Origin of the sequence: Streptomyces sp. TRM49041, assembly GCF_008271805.1 — a bacterium.
In the GTDB taxonomy this organism is placed as follows: domain Bacteria; phylum Actinomycetota; class Actinomycetes; order Streptomycetales; family Streptomycetaceae; genus Streptomyces.
The window spans coordinates 166,668-186,972 of sequence record NZ_VSRY01000147.1 but is presented as its reverse complement, the minus strand read 5'-3'; the positions used below and the strand labels follow the sequence as shown (position 1 = coordinate 186,972).

General features: G+C 74.3%; 21 protein-coding genes. 7 read left to right on the top strand and 14 right to left on the bottom strand.

What is annotated here, in order from left to right:
* Positions 1-106: 106 nt before the first annotated feature.
* Complete coding sequence (locus FVS66_RS21815; RefSeq protein ID WP_187645651.1) at positions 107-1,084, bottom strand: LacI family DNA-binding transcriptional regulator; 978 nt, start codon at positions 1,082-1,084, stop codon at positions 107-109.
* Positions 1,085-1,282: 198 nt separating this feature from the next.
* On the opposite strand from FVS66_RS21815, the gene FVS66_RS21810 reads away from it, so the two are divergent.
* The 3 genes from FVS66_RS21810 (at position 1,283) to FVS66_RS21800 (ending at position 4,844) form a co-directional block, all read left to right on the top strand.
* Entirely contained in the window at positions 1,283-2,251 is a 969-nt protein-coding gene (locus tag FVS66_RS21810) for an ROK family protein (RefSeq protein ID WP_149182867.1), read from the top strand.
* A 386-nt stretch (positions 2,252-2,637) separates the two neighbouring features.
* A complete protein-coding gene (locus FVS66_RS21805) occupies positions 2,638-3,606 on the top strand; it encodes a DUF3048 domain-containing protein (RefSeq protein ID WP_149183011.1) in 969 nt (322 codons plus the stop codon).
* A 197-nt stretch (positions 3,607-3,803) separates the two neighbouring features.
* Entirely contained in the window at positions 3,804-4,844 is a 1,041-nt protein-coding gene (locus FVS66_RS21800) for an NUDIX domain-containing protein (protein ID WP_149182866.1), read from the top strand.
* Between the two features lie 113 nt (positions 4,845-4,957).
* Here FVS66_RS21800 and FVS66_RS21795 read toward each other — a convergent pair whose 3' ends face one another.
* Positions 4,958-5,692 carry an MBL fold metallo-hydrolase gene (locus FVS66_RS21795; protein WP_149183010.1) on the bottom strand — a complete coding sequence of 245 codons (735 nt, stop codon included), beginning with the start codon at positions 5,690-5,692 and terminating at the stop codon, positions 4,958-4,960.
* Positions 5,693-5,797: 105 nt separating this feature from the next.
* Positions 5,798-7,174 carry a dipeptidase gene (locus FVS66_RS21790; RefSeq protein ID WP_149182865.1) on the bottom strand — a complete coding sequence of 459 codons (1,377 nt, stop codon included), beginning with the start codon at positions 7,172-7,174 and terminating at the stop codon, positions 5,798-5,800.
* Positions 7,175-7,283: 109 nt separating this feature from the next.
* On the opposite strand from FVS66_RS21790, the gene FVS66_RS21785 reads away from it, so the two are divergent.
* Positions 7,284-8,606, top strand: a complete 1,323-nt coding sequence (locus FVS66_RS21785) for a geranylgeranyl reductase family protein (RefSeq protein WP_399226012.1) — start codon at positions 7,284-7,286, stop codon at positions 8,604-8,606.
* A gap of 256 nt (positions 8,607-8,862) precedes the next feature.
* Here the strand turns inward: FVS66_RS21785 and FVS66_RS21775 are convergent, their stop codons facing one another.
* The 4 genes from FVS66_RS21775 to FVS66_RS21760 all read right to left on the bottom strand — a co-directional run bounded on the left by FVS66_RS21775 (position 8,863) and on the right by FVS66_RS21760 (position 12,078).
* Positions 8,863-9,615, bottom strand: a complete 753-nt coding sequence (locus FVS66_RS21775) for a maleylpyruvate isomerase family mycothiol-dependent enzyme (protein WP_149182863.1) — start codon at positions 9,613-9,615, stop codon at positions 8,863-8,865.
* 105 nt (positions 9,616-9,720) lie between these two features.
* The gene (locus FVS66_RS21770; RefSeq protein WP_149182862.1) at positions 9,721-10,953 is read right to left on the bottom strand and encodes an MFS transporter; all 1,233 of its coding nucleotides are present in this window, start codon (positions 10,951-10,953) and stop codon (positions 9,721-9,723) included.
* Between the two features lie 62 nt (positions 10,954-11,015).
* Positions 11,016-11,372, bottom strand: a complete 357-nt coding sequence (locus tag FVS66_RS21765) for a hypothetical protein (RefSeq protein WP_149182861.1) — start codon at positions 11,370-11,372, stop codon at positions 11,016-11,018.
* 37 nt (positions 11,373-11,409) lie between these two features.
* The gene (locus FVS66_RS21760; protein ID WP_149182860.1) at positions 11,410-12,078 is read right to left on the bottom strand and encodes an endonuclease; all 669 of its coding nucleotides are present in this window, start codon (positions 12,076-12,078) and stop codon (positions 11,410-11,412) included.
* 179 nt (positions 12,079-12,257) lie between these two features.
* Between FVS66_RS21760 and FVS66_RS21755 the strand changes: the two genes are divergently transcribed.
* Together FVS66_RS21755 and FVS66_RS21750 are read left to right on the top strand one after the other, a co-directional pair.
* Positions 12,258-13,484, top strand: coding sequence for an ROK family protein (locus FVS66_RS21755; protein ID WP_149182859.1), 1,227 nt, complete (start codon positions 12,258-12,260; stop codon positions 13,482-13,484).
* A gap of 149 nt (positions 13,485-13,633) precedes the next feature.
* Positions 13,634-14,398, top strand: coding sequence for a class I SAM-dependent methyltransferase (locus FVS66_RS21750; RefSeq protein ID WP_149182858.1), 765 nt, complete (start codon positions 13,634-13,636; stop codon positions 14,396-14,398).
* A gap of 7 nt (positions 14,399-14,405) precedes the next feature.
* On the opposite strand, the gene FVS66_RS21745 is transcribed toward FVS66_RS21750, so the two are convergent.
* The 4 genes from FVS66_RS21745 to FVS66_RS21730 all read right to left on the bottom strand — a co-directional run bounded on the left by FVS66_RS21745 (position 14,406) and on the right by FVS66_RS21730 (position 16,833).
* Positions 14,406-14,987, bottom strand: coding sequence for a DUF4865 family protein (locus FVS66_RS21745; protein WP_149182857.1), 582 nt, complete (start codon positions 14,985-14,987; stop codon positions 14,406-14,408).
* On the bottom strand, positions 14,987-15,580 hold the full coding sequence (locus FVS66_RS21740; RefSeq protein ID WP_149182856.1) for a TetR/AcrR family transcriptional regulator: 594 nt from the start codon (positions 15,578-15,580) through the stop codon (positions 14,987-14,989). The genes FVS66_RS21745 and FVS66_RS21740 overlap by 1 nt, the downstream gene beginning before the upstream one ends.
* A 202-nt stretch (positions 15,581-15,782) precedes the next feature.
* Complete coding sequence (locus FVS66_RS21735) at positions 15,783-16,337, bottom strand: ATP-binding protein (protein ID WP_399226063.1); 555 nt, start codon at positions 16,335-16,337, stop codon at positions 15,783-15,785.
* Positions 16,338-16,512: 175 nt separating this feature from the next.
* Entirely contained in the window at positions 16,513-16,833 is a 321-nt protein-coding gene (locus FVS66_RS21730; protein WP_149182854.1) for a hypothetical protein, read from the bottom strand.
* Between the two features lie 293 nt (positions 16,834-17,126).
* Between FVS66_RS21730 and FVS66_RS21725 the strand changes: the two genes are divergently transcribed.
* Positions 17,127-18,221 carry a PLP-dependent cysteine synthase family protein gene (locus FVS66_RS21725; RefSeq protein ID WP_149183009.1) on the top strand — a complete coding sequence of 365 codons (1,095 nt, stop codon included), beginning with the start codon at positions 17,127-17,129 and terminating at the stop codon, positions 18,219-18,221.
* A gap of 12 nt (positions 18,222-18,233) precedes the next feature.
* Here FVS66_RS21725 and FVS66_RS21720 read toward each other — a convergent pair whose 3' ends face one another.
* The 3 genes from FVS66_RS21720 to FVS66_RS21710 all read right to left on the bottom strand — a co-directional run bounded on the left by FVS66_RS21720 (position 18,234) and on the right by FVS66_RS21710 (position 20,188).
* Positions 18,234-18,716, bottom strand: coding sequence for an SRPBCC family protein (locus FVS66_RS21720; protein ID WP_149182853.1), 483 nt, complete (start codon positions 18,714-18,716; stop codon positions 18,234-18,236).
* 93 nt (positions 18,717-18,809) lie between these two features.
* Positions 18,810-19,304: an SRPBCC family protein gene (locus FVS66_RS21715; RefSeq protein ID WP_149182852.1), complete on the bottom strand. Its 495-nt coding sequence runs from the start codon at positions 19,302-19,304 to the stop codon at positions 18,810-18,812.
* Entirely contained in the window at positions 19,301-20,188 is an 888-nt protein-coding gene (locus tag FVS66_RS21710) for a DeoR/GlpR family DNA-binding transcription regulator (protein ID WP_149182851.1), read from the bottom strand. The genes FVS66_RS21715 and FVS66_RS21710 overlap by 4 nt, the downstream gene beginning before the upstream one ends.
* Positions 20,189-20,305 lie beyond the last annotated feature (117 nt).

The window sequence follows — 20,305 nt, the reverse complement described above, 5'->3', positions numbered from 1 at the left end:
GTCGAGGACGAGAGCCGCGCCTGTGGCGGGCCCGGGCGGCGCGGCAACGGAACGACGCCCCGGTGCCCTGCCTGCCCGTTCGCTGAGAGAGTGGTCGGCCGGCGCGCTACGCGGGTGGGATCTCGCCCGAGCCGCGCGGGATGAGCGTCGTCGCCAGCTCCACGCTCGCGGGCGCCTCGTTGACGCCGTCGAGGCGGCGGAACAGCCGCTCCGCCGCCGTACGTCCCAGCGCGGCGGAGTCCTGGGCGATGACCGTGATGCCCAGCAGGTCGGCCAGCTCGATGTCGTCGAAGCCGACCAGGGCGACCGGCCGCCCGTGAGCGGCGAGCTCCCGTACGGCGGTCACGGTCACCCGATTGTTCCCGGCGAACAGCGCGGTCACCGGTTCCGGCCCGCCCAGCATCGCGGTGACCGCCTCCCGCACCCGCCCGGGCTCCGTCGAGCCCAGCGACACCCACGACTCCTCGACGGGCAGCCCCGCGTCCTCCATCGCCGCCCGGTAGCCGCGCAGCCGCTCCACGGCGGTGTGGATGCGCGGCTGGTCGCCGATGAACCCGATCCGGCGGTGACCGTGCGCGATGAGGTGGGCGACGCCCTCCCGCGCCCCGCCGAAGCTGTCGGACAGGACCGTGTCCGCCTTGATCCGCCCGGGCGGGCGGTCCACGAAGACGGTGGCGATCCCGGCTCTGATCTCGGGCTCGAGATAGCGGTGGTCGGTGCCCGCCGGGATCACGATGAGCCCGTCCACGCGGCGTGCGCACAGCGCCAGGGCCAGCTCCTGCTCCCGGTCCGGGTCCTCGGCACTGGACCCGTTGATGAGCAGCGCCCCATGGGCGCGGGCGACCTCCTCGACGGCGCGGCTCAACGGTCCGTAGAACGGGTCGGCGAGGTCCTCCAGCACCAGGCCGACGGAGGCCGTACGGCCCTTGCGCAGCACCCGGGCGCTGTCGTTGCGGCGGAAGCCGAGGGCCTGGATGGCTTCCTGGACGCGGCGCTCGGTGTCGGGGGTGACCCCCGCCTCGCCGTTGACGACCCGGGAGACTGTCTTGAGGCCGACACCGGCTCGGGCGGCGACGTCCTTCATGGTGGGCCGGTTGCCGTAGCGGTGGTCGGGGCGGCGGGCGGTCTCGGCCACTGTGTGCGGTTCCTGTCCGTCGTTGTCCGAATGTGGAAGGCTGTGGCGTCGAGCATAGGGCCTGGACAACGTTGTCAGAACCCGGAAGACTGACCGGACGCATCTGAATCCGCAGGTCCGACAGTAGTGACGGGGGAACCGACAGAGATGTACACCGACCGGGGGCACGATCCGTCCACCGACCTCGTCGTCGCCGCGCTGGACATCGGCGGTACGAAGATCGCGGGCGCGCTGGTCGACGGGGGCGGCCGGATCGTCGTCCGGGCGCAGCGGCCGACGCCCGCGCGGGAGGACGGCGACACCGTGATGCGCGCGGTCGAGTCCGTGCTCGCGGAGCTGGCGGCGTCGCCGCTGTGGGAGCGGGCCGGGGCGGTGGGCATCGGGAGCGCGGGGCCGGTGGACGCGTCGGCGGGCACCGTCAGCCCGGTCAACGTGCCCGGGTGGCGCGACTACCCGCTGGTGGAGCGCGTCCGCGCGGTGACCGGTGGGCGGCCTGTCGAGCTGGTCGGCGACGGGGTCGCCATGACCGCCGCGGAGCACTGGCAGGGCGCCGCCCGTGGCTACGACAACGCGCTGTGCCTGGTCGTCTCCACCGGCGTGGGCGGCGGCCTCGTCCTGGACGGGCGACTGCACTCCGGGCCCACGGGCAACGCCGGTCACATCGGGCACATCAGTGTCGACCTGGACGGCGATCCGTGCCCCTGCGGAGGCCGCGGCTGTGTGGAACGCATCGCCAGCGGGCCCAACATCGCCCGCCGCGCCCTGGCCGAGGGCTGGCGCCCGGGCCCGGACGGGGACTCCACGGCGGCCGCCGTGGCTGCGGCGGCGCGCGCCGGTGACCCGGTGGCCCGTGCCTCCTTCGAGCGCGCCGCGCAGGCGCTGGCGGCGGGGATCGCTGCGACGGCGACGCTGATGGAGGTGCGGATCGCGGTGATCGGGGGCGGCGTGGCCGGTGCGGGGGAGGTCCTCTTCGCACCGCTGCGGCGCGCCCTCCGGGACTACGCGACGCTGTCGTTCGTGCGCGACCTGACGGTCACCCCCGCCCTGACGGGCACGGACGCGGGTCTGCTGGGCGCGGCGGCGGCAACGCTGGCGCTGCAGGCGGTACCGAGATAGTCGTGGAGAACGGGGTCCAGTCGTGCCCCGCCCTGGAGCCACGTCCTTCTCGGGCTCCACCTTCCTCGGCCGCCGCCTCGGGCGCCGCCTTCTCGTGCTCGACCGCTCGGGCGCCGCCTTCTCGTGCTCGACCGCTCGGGCCTCGCCCTGCTCGGGCCTCGCCCTGCTCGCTCCGGCCCCGCCTGGGGCGCCCACCCGCCGGCCCCGTGTGCCTCGCGCCCCGGGAGAGGTGTCCGGATGTGCCGGGTGATCCACCCGGCGGTGGCGTGGGGCGTCTTCTGTGGCGGCTGTCGTCCGGGTGGCTTTCGTGGTGCACTTGAGGAAGGCAGGGAGCTGACTTGGATGCGCTGCGTTCGCGACGACCGGTCGGTATCGCCATCGCCGTGATGGCGGCCGTCGGGCTCGCGCTCGCGCTCTTGCTGGGCCAGTGCTCCTCGCCCCAGTCGGGAGGGGGGTCCTCCGTGACCAGTCCGCCCGCCTCGCCCGCGGTGACACCGACCCCCGCGTCCGTCTCGCCCTTCACCGGCCTCCCCGGCCGCGTCGGCCCCGTCCTCGCCGTGAAGATCGACAACGTGCGGGCGGCACGGCCGCACACCGGGCTCGGGGCCGCCGACATCGTGTACGTCGAGCAGGTCGAAGCCGGCCTGACCCGGCTGCTCGCCGTGTACTCGTCGCAGGAGCCGCCAAGGGTCGGCCCCGTGCGCAGCGCGCGGGAGTCGGACGTGGAACTGCTGCGCCAGTTCGGGCGTCCGGCGCTCGCCTACTCCGGGGTGCAGAGCGCGCTGAAGGGCCTCATCCAGGACGCTCCGCTCTACCCGCTGCCGCCCGAGCGGGCCCCCGCGGCGTACGTCCGCGACCCCGGCCGCCCCGCCCCGCACAACCTCTACCTCCGGCCCGAACGCGCCCTCGCCGCCGCCCCGGACGCCGACAAGGCGCGGGACATCGGGTTCCGCTTCGGAGCCGCACCGGAGGGCGGCCGGCAGGTGGACGAGCAGACCGTCCGGTTCCCCGCCGCGCGCTACAGCTTCACCTGGTCCGCGCCCGAGAAGCGCTGGCTCGTGTCCATGGACGGCACCGCGGCGAGCACCACGGACGGCAAGCGCCTCGGCCCGAAGACCCTCGTGGTCCAGAACGTCACGGTCCGCCCGTCCGAGTTCAAGGACAGTGGGGGCAACGTCACCCCGTACACCGAGACGGTCGGCTCCGGCACGGCGCTCGTCCTGCGGGACGGGAAGGCCCACGAAGCCCGGTGGAGCCGTCCGGCGGCCACCGACGGCACCACCTTCACGACCCCGGCCGGCGCGCCCCTGGCGTTCGCCCCCGGACAGGTGTGGGTGGTGCTGGCGCCCCGCTGACACGGAGCGCGGCGGACCTGCCCGTATACCACCGGATTCGGCCAACTCACGTGCCTTTCACGGGCTGTGCCTGTGTGCGCCTCCGGCAGGAACCCCCACGGGCCCCGGAGCGTTACGGCCACGCGCCCGGTGGACACGGGTTTCCGTGGCAGGGTGTTGCGGGCAAGCCACTGGGGGCCTACGGAAGAGGGGGAACCGTGATCGTCTGGATCAACGGTGCGTTCGGCGCCGGCAAGACCAGTGCCGCGCGCGAACTGATCGATCTGATCCCGAACAGCACCTTGTACGACCCTGAGCTGATCGGCAGGGCGCTCCCGCTCCTGCTGCCGCCGGAACGGCCGGCGGGCACCGGCGACCACCAGGACCTGACCATCTGGCGGCGCCTCGTCGTGGACACGGCGGCCGCGCTGTTCGCCGAGGTGGGAGGGGTGCTCGTCGTGCCGATGACCCTGCTCCGGCAGGAGTACCGCGACGAGATCTTCGGCGGTCTCGCGTCCCGTCGTATCACCGTTCGCCATATCGTTCTGACGCAAGATGAAACGATCCTGCGCGAGCGGATCGCGGCGCGGGACGAGTGCGCCGACGACCCGGCCGGAAATGAACGGGTCAGGAAGTGGGCCCTGGACCACATAGAGCCGTACCGTGCCGCGCTCGACGGGTGGCTCGCGGCCGACGCGTACGCCGTCGACAACGGCTCCCTCACCCCGGAGGCCACCGCGAAGGCGATCGCCGACGCGGTACGGACCGGCGAGGCGGGAGTCTGCGGGATCGTGCAGACACCGGAGCCGACGGGGGAGACGCTGGCGGCGGGGGTGCTGCTCTTCGACGAGCAGGACCGGGTGCTTCTCGTGGATCCGACGTACAAGCCGGGCTGGGAGTTCCCCGGCGGGGTGGTGGAGCGGGGCGAGGCACCGGCGCGGGCGGCGATGCGGGAGGTGGCCGAGGAGACGGGGCTGGAGCTGGCGGCCGTACCCGGGCTGTTGGTCGTCGACTGGGAGCCGCCCAGCCCGCCCGGCTACGGTGGCCTGCGGCTGCTCTTCGACGGCGGCCGGCTCACCGCCGCCCAGGCCGACCGTGTCCTGCTGCCCGGCTCCGAACTGCGCGGCTGGCGCTTCGCGACCGAGGCGGAGGCCGCGGACATGCTGCCCCCGGTCCGCTACGAGCGCCTCCGCTGGGCCCTCCGCGCCCGCGAACGCGGCACAGTCCTGAACCTGGAGGCCGGCGTCCCGGTCGGCTGACACGAGAGCGCCCGTCCCCACGACGGCGGGCGCCGTCACCCCACGACGGCGGGCGCCGTCACCCCGCCACGGCGGCGCTGTCACCCCGCGACGGCGCCGTCACCCCGCCCGCCCTACGGCGCCGTCTCCCGCGGCGGGCCCGCCGTCGCCTGGGCCGCCGCCCGCAGTACCGACGCCGCGTCCGTCGTCAGGGGGTCGCCGTGGCCGAAGCAGACCGCGCGGACGGGGAGCGTGGCCAGGCGGCGCATGGACGCCATGGCCCGAGGGCGGTCCATATGGAAGACGCCCAGGCCCACCCGGCCCACCGAAGCCACCGTGTCGCCGGTGAACAGCACGCCGTGCTGCGGCAGGTGGACCGCGACGGAGCCGGGGGTGTGGCCGGGAGTGTGCAGGATCTGGGCGCCGCCGCCGAAGTCCAGGGTGTCCCCGTCCTCCAGCTCGAGGTCCACACGCGTGGGCGGTGCCACGGGCACGGTGAGGCCGTGCTCGTACAGGGGTATCTCCCAGTCCAGCAGGTCCGGTTCGGGGACCGGGGCCTCGCCCCGGATCACCGCCGCGTCCAGCCGGTGGGCGAGGACCTCGGCGCCGTACCGCTCCGCGAGCGCCTCCGCCGCGCCCACGTGGTCGCGGTGGCAGTGCGTGAGCACGATCCGGCGGAGCCGGGCACCGGCGCCACCCGCCTCCCGGAGGGCCCGGCCGAGGGAGCCCGCGGCTCCCGCCCACCCCGCGTCGATGAGCGTCAGCTCGCCGCCGTGGTCGCCGTCGTGCCCGTCGTCCCGCCACAGATACGCCTGGCCCACGGGGAAGCGCAGGAGATGCAGCCGCGGGAGCACCTCTACGACAGCCATGTCCACGTTCATGTCCGTGCGTGGTTTCGCGTCCATGCCATGACGCTAAGGGGGCGGCCCCGCCGGGCAGCCCCCGCTACGCTCAGGGCGAGTTCCGCCCTGAGCTCAACCCCGCTTCGACCGCGCGTAGTTCCGCAGGAACAGCGCCTCCGCGACGGACATCCGCTCCAGCTCCTCCGGCGATACGCTCTCGTTCACCGCGTGGATCTTGGCCTCCGGCTCGCTCAGCCCGATCAGCAGGATCTCCGCGTCCGGATACAGCGCGCCCAGCGTGTTGCAGAGCGGGATCGACCCGCCCATGCCGGCGGCCTGCATCCGCTCGCCCGGGTACGCCGCCGCCAGGGCCTCCGCCATCGATGTGTACGCCGGGCTGGCCACGTCCGCCTGGAACGGCTGTCCCTGCCCCACCTGTTCGACCACCACCCGCGCGCCCCACGGGGTGTGCGCCTGGAGATGCGCGGTGAGCAGCTTCGTCGCCTCCGAGGCGTCCTGCCCGGGCGGCACGCGCAGGCTGATCTGGGCACGCGCGGTGGACTGCACCGACGGGGTCGCCCCGACGACCGGCGGGCAGTCGATGCCGATCACCGTGACAGCCGGGCGGGCCCACAGCCGCTCGGCGACCGTCCCCGCTCCGATCAGCTCCACACCGTCCAGCACCTTCGCGTCCCGCCGGAAGTCCTCCTCCGTGTACTGCAGGCCCCGCCACTCGGCGTCCGCCGCCAGCCCGTCGACCGTCGTCGAACCGTCCTCCGCGCGCAGCGAGTCCAGTACGCGGATGAGGGCGGCCAGCGCGTCCGGCGCGGCGCCGCCGAACACGCCCGAGTGCAGATTGCCCGACAGCGTGTCCACCTGGACCCGCAGCATCGTCATGCCGCGCAGCGACGCGGTGACGGTCGGCAGGCCGACCCGGAAGTTGCCGGTGTCGCCGATCACGATCGCGTCGGCGGCCAGCAGCCCGGGGTGCTCCTCGGCGTACCGCTCCAGACCGCCGGTGCCCTGCTCCTCGGAGCCCTCGACGATCATCTTGACGCCGACCGGTATGCCGCCGTTCGCCTTCAGGGCGCGCAGCGCGAGCAGGTGCATGATGAACCCGCCCTTGCAGTCCGCCGCGCCACGCCCGTACCAGCGGCCGTCGCGCTCGGTCAGCTCGAACGGCGGCGAGTCCCAGCCCGCCAGGTCCAGCGGAGGCTGCACGTCGTAGTGGGCGTACAGCAGCACGGTCGGCGCGCCGGCCGGGCCGGGCAGCAGGCCGTACACGGCCTGCGAGCCGTCCGGGGTGTCCAGGACCGCCACGTCCGTGAAGTCCTCGGCACGCAGCGCGTCGGCCACCCAGGTGGCGGCGGCCTCGCACTCGCTCCTCGGGAACTGGGCCGGGTCCGCCACCGACTGGAACGCCACCAGCTCCGTGAGCTCCGCCCGGGCGCGGGGCATCAGGGAGGCGACACTGGCGGCGATCGGCCCGGGGGTCGGCTGGGCGGTCATGGGCACGCTCCTGGTGGGTGCGACAGCGGTCTGCGGGGCGCCGCGGCGCTGTGTGCGGCGAACGCCGGTCCGATCCTCGCACAGGGCCGTCCGGCGCCCGCCCCGTAGGATGCGGTGGAGAGCTTGGATCACGGGTCGGAACCGGGAGCAGAAGCACATCGTGAGCAGCGAGAACGTGTGGGATGTCGTCGTGGTCGGCGCGGGGCCGGCGGGAGCGTCCGCGGCCTACGCCGCGGCAGTCGAGGGCCGTCGGGTGCTGCTCCTCGAGAAGGCCGCGCTGCCCCGCTACAAGACATGCGGTGGCGGCATCATCGGCCCGTCGCGGGACGCGCTGCCGCCGGGCTTCGAACTCCCGCTGCGGGACCGGGTGCACGCCGTCACGTTCTCGATGAACGGCAGGTTCGCCCGTACGCGCCGCTCCCGGCGCATGCTGTTCGGGCTGATCAACCGGCCCGAGTTCGACGCCCAGCTGGTGGAGCACGCGCAGAAGGCCGGCGCCGAACTGCGTACGGGCGTGGCGGTGGCCCGGGTCGAGCAGCACGGCGCCGCGGTGCCGGACCGGCGCACCGTCGCCGTAGTCCTGGCCGACGGCGAGACGGTCCTGGCACGGGCGGTGGTCGGCGCGGACGGCAGCGCCAGCCGGATAGGAGCCCACGTCGGGGTCAAGCTGGACCAGGTGGACCTCGGTCTTGAGGCGGAGATCCCGGTCCCGCCGACCGTGGCGGAGGACTGGGCGGGACGGGTCCTCATCGACTGGGGCCCGATGCCGGGAAGTTACGGCTGGGTGTTCCCGAAGGGCGACACGCTCACCGTCGGAGTCATCTCGGCGCGCGGCGAGGGCGCGGCCACCAAGCGGTACCTGGAGGACTTCGTCGCCCGGCTCGGCCTCGCCGGTTTCGAACCGGCCATCTCCTCCGGGCATCTGACCCGGTGCCGCAGCGACGACTCGCCGCTGTCGCGCGGCCGCGTCATCGTCTGCGGGGACGCGGCCGGGCTGCTGGAGCCGTGGACCCGCGAGGGCATCTCGTTCGCGCTGCGCTCGGGACGGCTCGCGGGGGAGTGGGCGGCGCGGATCGCCGAGGCGCACGACGCGGTGGAAGCGCGCAGACAGGCGCTGAACTACGCGTTCGCGATCAAGTCCGGGCTGGGTGCCGAGATGGCGGTCGGGCGGCGGATGCTCACCGTGTTCGCGCGGCGCCCGGCGCTGCTGCACGCGGCGGTCACCGGACTGCGGCCGGCCTGGCGGGTGTTCACGGACATAACGCGTGGGGCGACGACGCTCGCCGGGATCGTACGGACGAACACCCTCGCGCGCCGCGCGCTGGAGGCGCTGGACCGCAGGCAGGCGGCGGCGGAGGCGGGCGAGCAGCGGCAGCAGGAGCCGCAGGAGCCGCGGGCGCGGGACGAGCGGGAGGAGCCGGAGCGGCCGTAGCCGTGTGGTGCCCGCGGTCCGTGCCGCTTCGGCGTCACGTCGGCGGCAGGCGGAACACCGGGTGCCACGGCGCGTCGGCCCGCAGCTCCTCATGGGCACATTCGTGCCCGACGCCGTCAGGCACGTGCGGTCCCGCGCTGCTCCCCGTCGTCGTCGCGGTGTTCGCGGCGGTGTTCTCCGGGCACCGCCGCGCCGCATGGTGGGCGTTCGGCCTGCTGCTCGTGGCGCACCGGCTGTACCGCTACCTGCCCCCGGCTCACCATGTCACCGCCGACGTCTCGCGCCACAGCCGCGCCAGCCGCTCCTCGCCGGACAGCGCGACGGCGGGGGAGCCGGCCGGGATCCGGTTCCACAGGGTGAGGTAGAGGGCCTCCGCCGGACCGCTCAGCTCGCAGTCCGCCGGCCTTTCCGCCGCGCGCGTGGTGCATGGCGCTTCCGTGGACATCCGTACGGTCCACACGTCGTCGGTGTCCTTGGCCCGTACGCGCAGGGTGCCCGGCCGGTCCGTACGCACGCGGCTCTTCTCCCTGCCGTGGAATCCGCACAGCAGCTCGTCGATGCCGTCGGCGGCCAGTTCGGGCTCGACCGGCGACCGGCCGGCCACCAGGCCCAGCGCGGACTCCGCGTCGACGCGGTGCACGGTCGTCTCGTGGGCCTGGCGGCGCGCCCAGAAGGCCAGCGGGGACGGCGCCGGCAGGAACGCCCAGCACTCCAGGGACTCGGGGGCCTCGGTCAGCGCGGTGACCAGCAGACCGTGCCCCTCCCGGTACCAGTCCAGCAGCGCGTCGCCGTCGAGGTCGGGCTCGCCTGCGCCGCGACGGTACGAGGTGTGGCCCTCCGCGACGAACGCGGTCGCCCAGCGGTGCACCATGCCGGTGTGACGCAGCAGGTCCCGCACCCGCCAGCCGGGGCAGGTGGGGACCTCGGCGTCGGGGCCCGCCTGGTCGGCGGCGTCGGCCAGCAACTGGCCCTCGCGGACGAGGTACTTGATGTGCTCGGCAGTCTCCATGCCGGAATTCTGCCATTGCGCCCCGCGTATCAACCGCTGCGCGTGCGTGGATCGTCGCGCGTCGTGCCGGTCACCGGTGGGGCCGGTGCGCCTATCGCCGGGGACTCAGACCGCCCTGGGCGCCGCCGCGTTCCGAGCGCGGTGGGCGATCACCGCGGCGCCCGCGGCGAGCGCCGCGACCGTCGTCAGCGCGACCGGCAGCGAGAACCAGTCCGCGAGGAAGCCGATCACGGGCGGGCCCAGCAGCATGCCGCCGTAGCCGAGCGTGGACGCGGCCGCCACCCCGGCGGGCCCCGCCAGCGCGCCCGCCCTGGCCACCGCCACCGGGAAGATGTTCGCCAGCCCGAGGCCCGTGACCGCGAAGCCGAGCAGCGCGAGCCACACGCTCGGCGCGAGCGCGCCCAGCAGCATGCCGACGGCGGCCGTCGCGCCGCCCGCCACGAGCGTCCTGGTCTGGCCGAGGCGTTCCAGCAGCGCCGTACCGGAGAGGCGCCCGGCGGTCATGGTCAGTGCGAACAGGGAGTACCCGGCGGCCGCGACGCCGGGGTGCGCGTGCAGGTCCTGCGCCAGGTGCAGGGCGCCCCAGTCGGCGAGGGCGCCCTCCCCGTACGCGGTGCACAGGGCGATCACGCCGAAGACGGTGACCAGCCGCCGCGACCGGCGGTCCAGGCGTCGCCGCCCGCCGGACCGGGGGGTGGCGGGCAGGGCCTCCGGCGGCGCCGGGGAGGGGTGGCGCAGGAGTACGGGACCGGCCGCGGCCGTCAGGAGCAGACCGACGACGGTGAGACCGAGCAGGTGCGCGGCGGGGGAGAGGCCGCTCGCGACCAGGCCGCCGAGCCCGGCGCCCAGCATGCCGCCGAGGCTGAACGCGGCGTGGAAGCCGGGCATCACCGGTCGCCGCAGCGCCGCGACCAGATCGACGGCGGCGCTGTTCATCGCCACGTTGATGGCGCCGTACGCGGTGCCGAAGACGAGCAGTACGAGGCCGAGCGCGAGCGTCGAGCGGGTGAGCGCGGGGAGCGCGATGCTCAGCGAGAGCAGGACGGCCGAGGCGACCGTGACCGCGTGGCTGCCGTAGCGCCGGCACAGGCGGCCGGTCAGCGTCATGGTGACGACGGCGCCGGCCGAGACGCCGAGGAGGGCCAGGCCGAGGTCGCTCGCCGACGAGCCGGTCTGCTGCTTGATCGCGGGGATGCGGACGACCCAGCCGGCGAAGAGGAATCCGTCGAGGGCGAAGAAGAGCGTGACGGCGGTGCGGAGACGGGACAGGGAGGGGACGGCGGGGTCTCCGCCGACTGCTCCCCGGGGGGCGGGCGCGAGTTTGTTTAGTAGCGGCACAAATTCAGAATAGGGTCACGCGGCCGCTGTCCACAAACCCGCCCCCGCCCGGGGCCGCGGTGTCAGATCGTCCGGTCGCCCTTGGGCTTGCCCCGCTGGTCCGGAGTGCCGTGCGGCGGCGGGCTCGACGGCTCGGGTGACGTCGCCGGCGACACCGGCGAGCCGCCCCTGGTCCGCTCCGCCTGCTCCGGCCGGAACGCCGACGGGTCGCCGCCGGACGGCGTGGCGCCCTCGTCGAGCTGCCGCTTCCGGGACGCCAGCAGCTGGACGACATGGGCGCGGTCGGCGTGCTCGTGCTCGTACCGCAGCAGCCGGTCGAGCTCGTCGGACCGCAAGGACCGGATGCGGTGCTCCAGCGTGCCGACGGGCAGATGGTCGAAGTCGGGCAGCGGAAGTCCGCCGCGGTCGGAGGGGGTCATCCGGATCCTCCCTGGAACGTGACTGGCCGCCCACCGCTCAGGCGGCGTGACGGCCATGGGCCTCCTGGACGTCTTCCACGACGTGGCGGTCGAGCGCGGCGCGCACCAGAGCGGCCGCCAGCGACGGCAGTTCCTCCCTCTTCACCAGGCCGGCCAGCTTCTCGCCGTCGGCCGGCAGCCCCAGCCGCCGTGCCCCCTGGAGCGTCTTGTCGTCCAGATACGGCGCGCACTCGCGCCACACCCCCTGCACCTCGCGCAGGAAGATGTCCGCGCCCGCCGGGCCGATGCCCGGCACCTCCTGGAGCAGCTGCCGCAGCCGGCCGGGGTCGTCCCCGGCCTCCTTGTGCATCCGCCGCAGATCGCCGCCGTACGCGTCGAGCAGGAGCTCGGCGGCCCGGCCCAGCTGCGTGGACGTCCGCTCGTCGTAGCGCCGGTAGCCGCCCTCGCCGAGCGCGTCCACCCGCTGCTGCCACGTGGCGTCCTTCATGTGCCGGGGGTCCCGCATGCCCGCGTCGAACAGCGCCCGCGCCGCCGCCACCGCGACGTCCGCCCGGATCCGCGCGCTCAGCAGATGGGCCAGCACCAGCAACTGGTACAGCGGCTGCGGGGTGTCCTTGAGCCGGATCCCCGCGTCGTCGGCGTACGTCCCGCCGTGCTCGGCCAGCAGATCCCGTACCGTCGTCCGGTCGTCGTCCGAGGGTGACATGACGCCTCCGCACCCCGCTTCCGTGACGCTCTCGCTTCCCTGACGCCTCCGCACTCACGCGGGCCTTCCTGCGCCCTGCGCGCGCGTTCTCGCCACCGCTGCCCGCAGTACCCGCCGAGGGACGGCCGAAACAGCACACGGCAGCGGCCGACGGGCCGGATCATGGGACACTCGCCACCATGAACGGCAAGGCGACGACGACCCGGACACGGCTTGACAGGGGCCGCAGCGCCCTCGGCCCGGCCCTGGAACTGGTGCACACCGGCCGGGCGCCCACCCGTGCCGTCCTCACCGCCGAGCTCGGCGTCACCCGCGCCACCGCGGGCGCCGTCGCGGCGGAGCTGGAGGCACTCGGGCTCATCCGGGTCGATGCGCGCCCCGGCGCCGGCGCCGGCTCCCAGGGCCGCCCCTCGCACCGGCTCACCGTCGACGAGCACGGGCCCGTCGCCCTCGCCGCCCAGGTGCACGCCGACGGCTTCCGCGCCGCGCTCGTCGGCCTCGGCGGGCGCATCGTGGCGACCGCGCCCGGCTGCGTGGAGGTCACCGCCGACCCGGCGCAGGTGCTGGCGGCCGTCGTCGAGGCGGGCGCGGAGCTGCTGCGCGCGAGCGGGCGGCGCTGCGTCGGCGCGGGCCTCGCCGTACCGTCCGCCGTCGCCGAGCCCGAGGGCACCGCCCTCAACCCGCTCCACCTCGCCTGGCCCGCCGGGGCACCCGTCCGTGCGATCTTCGCCGACCTTGTGCGCGCCGCCGGTATCGAAGGAGCCGCCTTCACCGGCAACGACGTCAACCTCGCCGCGCTCGCCGAGCACCGGCACGGCGCCGGCCGGGGCGCCCAGCATCTGCTGTGCGTGGCCACCGGCCACCGCGGCGTCGGCGGCGCCCTCGTCCTCGACGGGCGGCTGCACACCGGCAGCTCCGGCCTCGCCCTGGAGGTGGGCCACCTCACCGTCAACCCGGAGGGGCGCCCCTGCCACTGCGGCAGCCGCGGCTGCCTGGACGTCGAGACCGACCCGCTGGCCTTCCTCACCGCCGCCGGCCGCGCACCGGGGCCCGAGGTGTCGCTGCTCCAGCAGTCCCGCGACCTGCTCCGTACCGAGGCCCGGGAGCGCGGTGTGCGGGCGGCCACCGAGGAGCTCATCGACCGGCTGGGCCTGGGCCTCGCGGGTCTGGTGAACATCCTGAACCCGGACCGGATCATCCTGGGCGGCCTCCACCGTGAGCTCCTCGCCGCCGACCCCGAGCGCCTCCGCGCCGTCGTCGCCGACCGCAGCCTGTGGGGCCGGAGCGGCGGCGTCCCGATCCTCGGCTGCGCCCTCGACCACAACAGCCTCGCGGGCGCCGCCGAACTGGCCTGGCAGCCGGTTCTCGACGACCCCCTGGCAGCCCTCGGCAGACCGGCGGCGTAGGACGCCCGCCGGGCTCCGTAGGCCCAGCGCGGGCGCGCCGGCCCGCTCGGGCGCCTTGGCGCCACCGGCGGCGTCGCCCGACCCGGCGCGTGCGTCCTCCTGCGTCATTCGCGCCCCAACCAGCACCGCCGGAAGTAGGGTTCGGGCCCATGACCGGAACCGATCTTCCTCCTCGTCTCACCCAGCTCACCTTTCACGGACCGCTGTCCGAGGCCCGGGCCGAGCGGCTCGTGGCGCGGCTCGCCGCGACCGGGCCCTCGACGGTCCTGGACATAGGCTGCGGCTGGGGCGAGTTCCTGCTGCGGGTCCTCGACGCCGCACCCCGCGCGACCGGCACCGGGCTGGACATCCAGTCCGAGGACCTGGCCCGCGGCCGGGTCCTGGCGAAGGAGCGGGGCCTCGCCGAACGCGCCGAGTTCGTCGAGGAGTCCGCCCTCGGGACCGCGCACGACCCCACCGACGTCGTCCTGTGCATGGGCTCCAGCCAGGCGCTCTGCGACCCGGAGGCGCCCCACGACGTCGGCGCCGTCCTCCGCGAGCTGCGGCGCCTGGTGGCGCCGGGCGGCCGGGTGCTGCTCGGCGAGGGCTTCTGGCAGCGGATGCCCACGCCGGAGGAGCTGGCCGGCATGTGGCCGGGCGCCCACGAGGGCGACCACCTGCTCCTCGGCGCCCTCGTGGACGAGGCCGTGGAGGCGGGCTTCCGTCCCGCGTGGATCGAGACGGCGGACGCGGACGAGTGGGAGGAGTTCGAGTCCGGCTACCGCCACGACGTCGAACTCTGGCTCGCGAGCCACCCCGACCACCCCGCCGCGCCCGAGACCCGCGCCCGCGTCGACCGGCAGCGCGCCACCTGGCTGAACGGCTACCGCGACATCCTCGGCATGGCGTACCTGACGCTGGTCCCGGTGGGCTGACGTTCCTTCACCAGTGTCTGCCCCGCCGCAGTGCCGCGCGGCGCGGCTGTGACACACGGAGCACCTGGAACACGTCCCCCGCCCCCTCCGGCGCCGCGTCGGCCCACAGGCTGAAGGTGACCAGTTCCCAGTGGCGCGGGTCGACCGCGACGGCGGCCGCCACCACCCCGTCCTCGCGCACGAGCCGCGCATGGGCGGCGACCGCCCGTCCGACCGCGTTCGCGGGGCGCTCGCCCTCGCCGATACGGTCCCGGCGCCGCGCCGCGTAACGGGGCACCGCCCCGGCCGCCGGCCCGTCGTCGTAGGCGGCGCCGCTCCAGTGCCGCACCTCCGGCCGCCCGAAGTCGTCGACGATCCCCTGGAAACCGGCGCCCCACAGGAAGGCGTTCATGCCCTCGGGCGCCGCCCACAGGTAGAACGGCGCGTACTGGCCGACCGGCGCGCCGTCGGCCCGCTCCCGTATCAGGTACGCCTTGAGACCGAGGCCGGGGAAGTCGTCCAGCAGGTGGCCGCGGGTGGCCACGCGGTGGCGGATGACCCCCATGTCGTAGTCCGCGGGCAGGGTGATCTCGTACTGCATCGCGTGCATCAGGCCCTCCTCCACCCGTCCAGCAGGCCCAGGAGCCCCTCGACCGCCGACTCGAACGCGGCCGTGGAACCCGACGATCGGGCCAGCACGTACCCGCCCTGCACGGTCGCGACGACCGCCGCCGCCGTACGGCCCGGGTCCAGCGACGGGTCGAACTCGCCGTCGTCCATTCCCTCCTGGAAGACCTCGGCGAGGCGTCCCCGCAGCCAGCCCAGCGTCTCGTCCACCGGCGCCCGCAGCTCGTCGTCGGCGATGACCTCCGGGTCCATCGACAGCCGCCCGACCGGGCAGCCGCGCAGTACGTCCCGCTCCCGCCGCAGATACGCCGCGACGCGCCCGTACGCCGTCCCGTCCGTGCCCTCCCCGGCCAGCACGCGCTCGGCCGTCGCGCGCATGTCGTCCGCGGTGCGGCGGATGGCGGCCAGGGCGAGACCGGGCTTCCCCGAGAAGTGGTGGTACATGCTGCCCTGGCCCGCCCCGGCCCGCTGCTGGATCGCCTTCGGACTCGTCCCCACGTACCCACGCTCCCACAGCAGGCCGCGCGTGGCCTCGATCAGTCGTTCGGGGGTAGTGGTCATGGAGCCACTGTACATACCAGTAGGTACAGAAGTCGTACTCCCGTCGGGGCAGGCGCGATGTCGCTGACGACGACGGGGTCGGCCCCGCCGGGCCGGTCCCGAAGGCGAAGGAAGGGTCCGCCGGGGTCCGCTGCACCGTGCCCGGCGCCGAGCGGTCGCCCGGCGCCCTGAACCGGCCGACCGACGAGCCCGCCCGCCCGTCCGACCCTCCGTCCGGTCAGCCCGCCACGGCCGACCGTGCGGCGGCGTGTCCGCGTACCGTCTCCGCCGCGTCCGCGCCGTCGCCGAACGGCACGGGCTCGGTGAATGGGCCGCCGCCGACCGCCCCGTACGCCGGTACCGCCGGGATGCCGACCGGTGTGACCGAAGGCGCCGGCAGCGTGAACCACACGACCTTCCCCGACTCGCCCTGCGGTCGGGCGCCCCAACTCTCGCTCACCGCCTCTATCAGTGCGAGACCGCGCCCGGAGGTGGCGAGCGGATCGGACGTGCCCGCCACGTACTGGACGGTGGGGAGCCGGGGATCGTGGTCATGGACGGAGACCGTCAGCCGGTCGAGCAACAGCTCGATCTCGACCGTGCAGACCTTGTCCGGCTGCGCGTGCCGATGCACGTTCGTCAGGAGCTCGGTGACACCGAGCGCCGCCTTCTCGATCAGAGGATCGAGGTTCCAGTAGCGCAGTTGCGCCGACACAATCCTGCGGACCTGGCCGATCCGCGACGGCAGGGCTTGGAGCTCTACCGTGCACTGCCTGCTGCTTGCCTGGCTGATCACGGCTGCGACTCCCCGAAGTAGGTCCGGAAGAAGACGAGGATCGGATCCGGTAGGTGGCTGGCTCTGGCCCGACGGGCTGGATCGCAGCGTCACCGTCGGTTCACCCTGAGTGATGTCAATCCAGCGTGGACCAGTCGGGGCCACTTCGCAACTCGCGGCAACCGATGACCCGTCAGCCCCGCTGTCCAGCGGCCTTCCGGACGGCCTCCAGGAAACGGCGGGACAGCGCGGGGTCCGCGCCCGGTCCCCGGTCGCGCTGCCCCATGGTCAGCCGGTAGCGGGCTCCGTTGACCCTGGCGACGGCGGAGCCCGGTGCCGCGAACCAGGGCCGGGCCGCCCGCACCGTGCCGACCGGTGCGCTGTCGATCTCCCGGCCGTTGCTTGTCAGCAGGGCGAGCCGGCCGCCCTCGATACGGACCTCGCCGGCTTTCGTCAGGGAGCGCGGCCACCGCTCGATCCGTACCCCCGTGGCGCTGAAATCGGGTTCAGTCATGGTTGCGCCGCCCCCTTCGCACCGGCTTCCGGAACGGCCAGTCTGCACAACGACCCGCCTCCGCACCAGTGCACCGCGCAAGGCCGCCCTGCAAGGAACTCCTATGCAGGGTCAAAGTCATCGTTTGCCCAGGTGAGGGAGGTATGTTCGGTTCAGAGGCCCGTGGGGAACCGCCGTGCGGAAGACACCGACGAGGCGGCTGACACGGCAGATGAGGAGTGGCACGCGTGAACACCTTTGAGCAGCCCGAGGCGACCGGGACGCCGACCGGGACGCCGACCGGAACGAGCACCGTGACCATCGACGTGGACCGCACCGATCCGGCCTACCGGGCATGGCTGAAAGAAGCCGTGCGCAAGGTCCAGGCCGACGCCAACCGGTCCGCCGACACACACCTCCTGCGGTTCCCGCTGCCCGAGCGGTGGGGTATCGACCTCTATCTCAAGGACGAGTCGACCCACCCCACCGGCAGCCTCAAGCACCGTCTCGCGCGCTCGCTCTTCCTCTACGGCCTGTGCAACGGCTGGATCCGCCCGGACAAGCCCGTCATCGAGGCGTCCAGCGGTTCGACCGCCGTCTCCGAGGCGTACTTCGCGAAGCTCATCGGCGTCCCGTTCATCGCCGTCATGCCGCGCACCACCAGCCCCGAGAAGATCCGCCTCATCGAATTCCACGGCGGCCAGTGTCACTTCGTCGACGACTCACGCCGCATGTACGAGGAGTCGGCGGCCCTCGCCGCCGACACCGGCGGGCACTACATGGACCAGTTCACATACGCGGAGCGGGCCACCGACTGGCGCGGCAACAACAACATCGCCGAGTCCATCTACCAGCAGCTGCGCCTCGAGCGGTACCCCGAACCCGCCTGGATCGTCGCCACGGCGGGTACGGGCGGCACCTCCGCCACCATCGCCCGCTACGTCCGCTACATGCAGTACGACACCCGCGTCTGCGTCCCCGACCCCGAGAACTCCTGCTTCTTCGAGGGCTGGACCAAGGGCGACCCGGCCGCCGCGAGCGACTGCGGCTCCCGCATCGAGGGCATCGGCCGTCCCCGTATGGAGCCCAGCTTCGTACCGGGAGCCATCGACCGGATGATGAAGGTCCCGGACGCGGCCAGCGTCGCCGCCGTACGCGCCCTGGAGAACGCCATCGGGCGCAAGGCGGGCGGCTCCACCGGGACCGGCCTGTGGAGCGCCCTGAAGATCGTCGGTGAGATGGTGGCGCAGGGCCGTACCGGCAGCGTCGTCACGCTGATCTGCGACCCGGGCGAGCGCTATCTGGACAAGTACTTCGCCGACGAGTGGCTGGCCGAGCAGGGCCTGGACATCGACCCGTACGCGGCCACGCTCGACGAGTTCCTCGCCACGGGCGTCTGGCCGGCCTGACCCCCGGAGGTGTCACGGGGCGGGGTGCGCGGTCAGCCTCCGGTCGAGGGCGCGCATCGCGTCCCGGAAGGAGCGGCCCACGCCGGCCCGGCCGGCCCGCAGCCCCCAGCGGAACACCGCCGCCCCGTCGGCCGCCATGGTCCAGCGGACCCGAGTCCCCGCTCCGGCCGGGGAGAGCGCCCACTCCTCCAGCAGCGCGGTCACGCCCGGCGCGTTGGTCTCCTCCACGCGGTACGCGTAGCGGCGCGCGGGCTCCCGGGCCAGTATCCGCTCCCGGAACACCACTCCGCCCCGCAGCCGTATCTCGCGGCCCGCGCCGCCGTCGGTCGGCCGTGCGGCGGCCACGGCCGCGAACCACGACGGAGTGCCGGCCACATCCTCGGCCAGCGCCCGGTACACGGTGTCCGGTGGCGCGGCCAGCTCCGCCGCACACACCAGGCGCACCGGCGCCGACGACAGGAAAGCGAGCTCCACCGGGCGGACGGGGTGTGCCATGGGACCGCACCTCCAACAGGACGAGTACAGGGCCGCCCGTACGGTAGCTGACCACCCATCAGCTGTCCGTACCCTCAGCAGCCGTCCGTACTCTCAGCGGCCCCCGCCCCGGCCCCGGCCCGGGTCCTGAGAGCCCTCGCCGGCCGGGCTCCGCAGTATGCCGTCGAGCGCCCGGCCGAACACGCGCCGCGCCGCCCACCGCAGCGCCGGGTCGCACCACCGCGGCACACCTAGCACCCGCAGCTCCTCCGCCCAGGTCACCCGCGCCGCCCCGGTCCCGTCCCCGTACACCCTGATCTCGGCCCAGCCGCGCACCACCCGGCCGTACTTCTCAAGGCGGCACACGCCCGCCGATCCGTGCCCGGCGCCCGGCGGCTCCCAGCGCACCACGGTCATCGGATCGTCGAAGCCGAGCCGCCCGATCCCGGTACGCGCCGTGAACCGAGTCCCCGACCCCGGCGGCCCCGGCGTCAGCACCGTCACCCGCGTCAGCGGTACGCCGGCGCCGTGCGCCGGCCAGTCGGTGACCCGACGCCACGTCTCGGCGGCGGACAGCCGCGTACGCCGCTCCAGCCGGAAGACGCTCATGCCCCGGCCGACCGGTCCTCGTGCCCGGCCTCCGGCCCGGACCGGAACCCGCCCCCCGCGGCGGACTCCCGGCCCGCGACGACGAGCCCCGGCAGGCGCTCCGCCATCTCGGCCCGCACCTCCTCCGACACCCCGGCGTCCGTCACGAGTGTGTCGACGTCCTCCAGGCGTCCGAACGAACTCAGCGCCACCGTGCCCCACTTGGTGTGGTCGGCGACCACGACCACCCGCCGCGCCGACCGGATCAGCCGCCGGTTCGTCTCCGCCTCCGCCAGGTTCGGCGTGGACAGCCCCGCCTCGACCGAGACGCCGTGCACCCCGAGGAACAGCACGTCGTAGTGGAGCGACCCGATCGCCTGGTCGGCCACCGGGCCCACCAGCGCGTCCGACGGGGTCCGCACCCCGCCCGTCAGCACCACCGTCGCGGACCCCGGCCGCGGCTCGCCGCCCGGCTCGGCGCCCTGAGCGGTGTGGAACACGTCCGCGACCCGCACGGAGTTCGTCACCACCGTCAGACCCGGCACCTCGAGAAGCCGCCGTGCCACGGCGTATGTGGTCGTGCCGCCCGACAGGGCGATCGCGCTGCCCGGCGCCACCATCGCGGCCGCCACGCGCGCGATGTCCTCCTTCGCGCCCGGTTCCAGCGCCGACTTCGCCTCGAAGCCCGGTTCGTGAGTCCGCGCGTCCGTGACGGGCACCGCACCGCCGTGGACCTTCTCGATGACGCCCTGCCGCGCCAGCGCGTCCAGGTCGCGGCGGACCGTCATGTCGGAGACATTGAGCTTGCGTGTGAGCTCGTTGACCCGCGCCCCGCCATGCCGCCGCACCTCGTCGAGGATCAAGGCGCGCCGCTGCTCCGCGAGGAGGTTCTGGTTGTCGCTCACCGCAGGGGCCGGTCCTTCCGTAGTCGTGGGTCGGGTCGTCTGCCACGCAGCCCGCCGAGCAGGCTCATCCTGCCACGCGCTTCACATCGGGGGAGGGCGGGGAGATTACGTGAGAGC

Excerpts from the sequence above, each read along its gene's own strand:
- FVS66_RS21815 (WP_187645651.1), bottom strand. The coding sequence starts at position 1,084 with ATGAAGGACGTCGCCGCCCGAGCCGGTGTCGGCCTCAAGACAGTCTCC.
- FVS66_RS21810 (WP_149182867.1), top strand. The coding sequence starts at position 1,283 with ATGTACACCGACCGGGGGCACGATCCGTCCACCGACCTCGTCGTCGCC.
- FVS66_RS21805 (WP_149183011.1), top strand. The coding sequence starts at position 2,638 with ATGGCGGCCGTCGGGCTCGCGCTCGCGCTCTTGCTGGGCCAGTGCTCC.
- FVS66_RS21795 (WP_149183010.1), bottom strand. The coding sequence starts at position 5,692 with ATGGCTGTCGTAGAGGTGCTCCCGCGGCTGCATCTCCTGCGCTTCCCC.
- FVS66_RS21790 (WP_149182865.1), bottom strand. The coding sequence starts at position 7,174 with ATGACCGCCCAGCCGACCCCCGGGCCGATCGCCGCCAGTGTCGCCTCC.
- FVS66_RS21785 (WP_399226012.1), top strand. The coding sequence starts at position 7,284 with ATGCGGTGGAGAGCTTGGATCACGGGTCGGAACCGGGAGCAGAAGCAC.
- FVS66_RS21775 (WP_149182863.1), bottom strand. The coding sequence starts at position 9,615 with ATGGAGACTGCCGAGCACATCAAGTACCTCGTCCGCGAGGGCCAGTTG.
- FVS66_RS21765 (WP_149182861.1), bottom strand. The coding sequence starts at position 11,372 with ATGACCCCCTCCGACCGCGGCGGACTTCCGCTGCCCGACTTCGACCAT.
- FVS66_RS21760 (WP_149182860.1), bottom strand. The coding sequence starts at position 12,078 with ATGTCACCCTCGGACGACGACCGGACGACGGTACGGGATCTGCTGGCC.
- FVS66_RS21755 (WP_149182859.1), top strand. The coding sequence starts at position 12,258 with ATGAACGGCAAGGCGACGACGACCCGGACACGGCTTGACAGGGGCCGC.
- FVS66_RS21750 (WP_149182858.1), top strand. The coding sequence starts at position 13,634 with ATGACCGGAACCGATCTTCCTCCTCGTCTCACCCAGCTCACCTTTCAC.
- FVS66_RS21745 (WP_149182857.1), bottom strand. The coding sequence starts at position 14,987 with ATGCACGCGATGCAGTACGAGATCACCCTGCCCGCGGACTACGACATG.
- FVS66_RS21740 (WP_149182856.1), bottom strand. The coding sequence starts at position 15,580 with ATGTACAGTGGCTCCATGACCACTACCCCCGAACGACTGATCGAGGCC.
- FVS66_RS21730 (WP_149182854.1), bottom strand. The coding sequence starts at position 16,833 with ATGACTGAACCCGATTTCAGCGCCACGGGGGTACGGATCGAGCGGTGG.
- FVS66_RS21720 (WP_149182853.1), bottom strand. The coding sequence starts at position 18,716 with ATGGCACACCCCGTCCGCCCGGTGGAGCTCGCTTTCCTGTCGTCGGCG.
- FVS66_RS21715 (WP_149182852.1), bottom strand. The coding sequence starts at position 19,304 with ATGAGCGTCTTCCGGCTGGAGCGGCGTACGCGGCTGTCCGCCGCCGAG.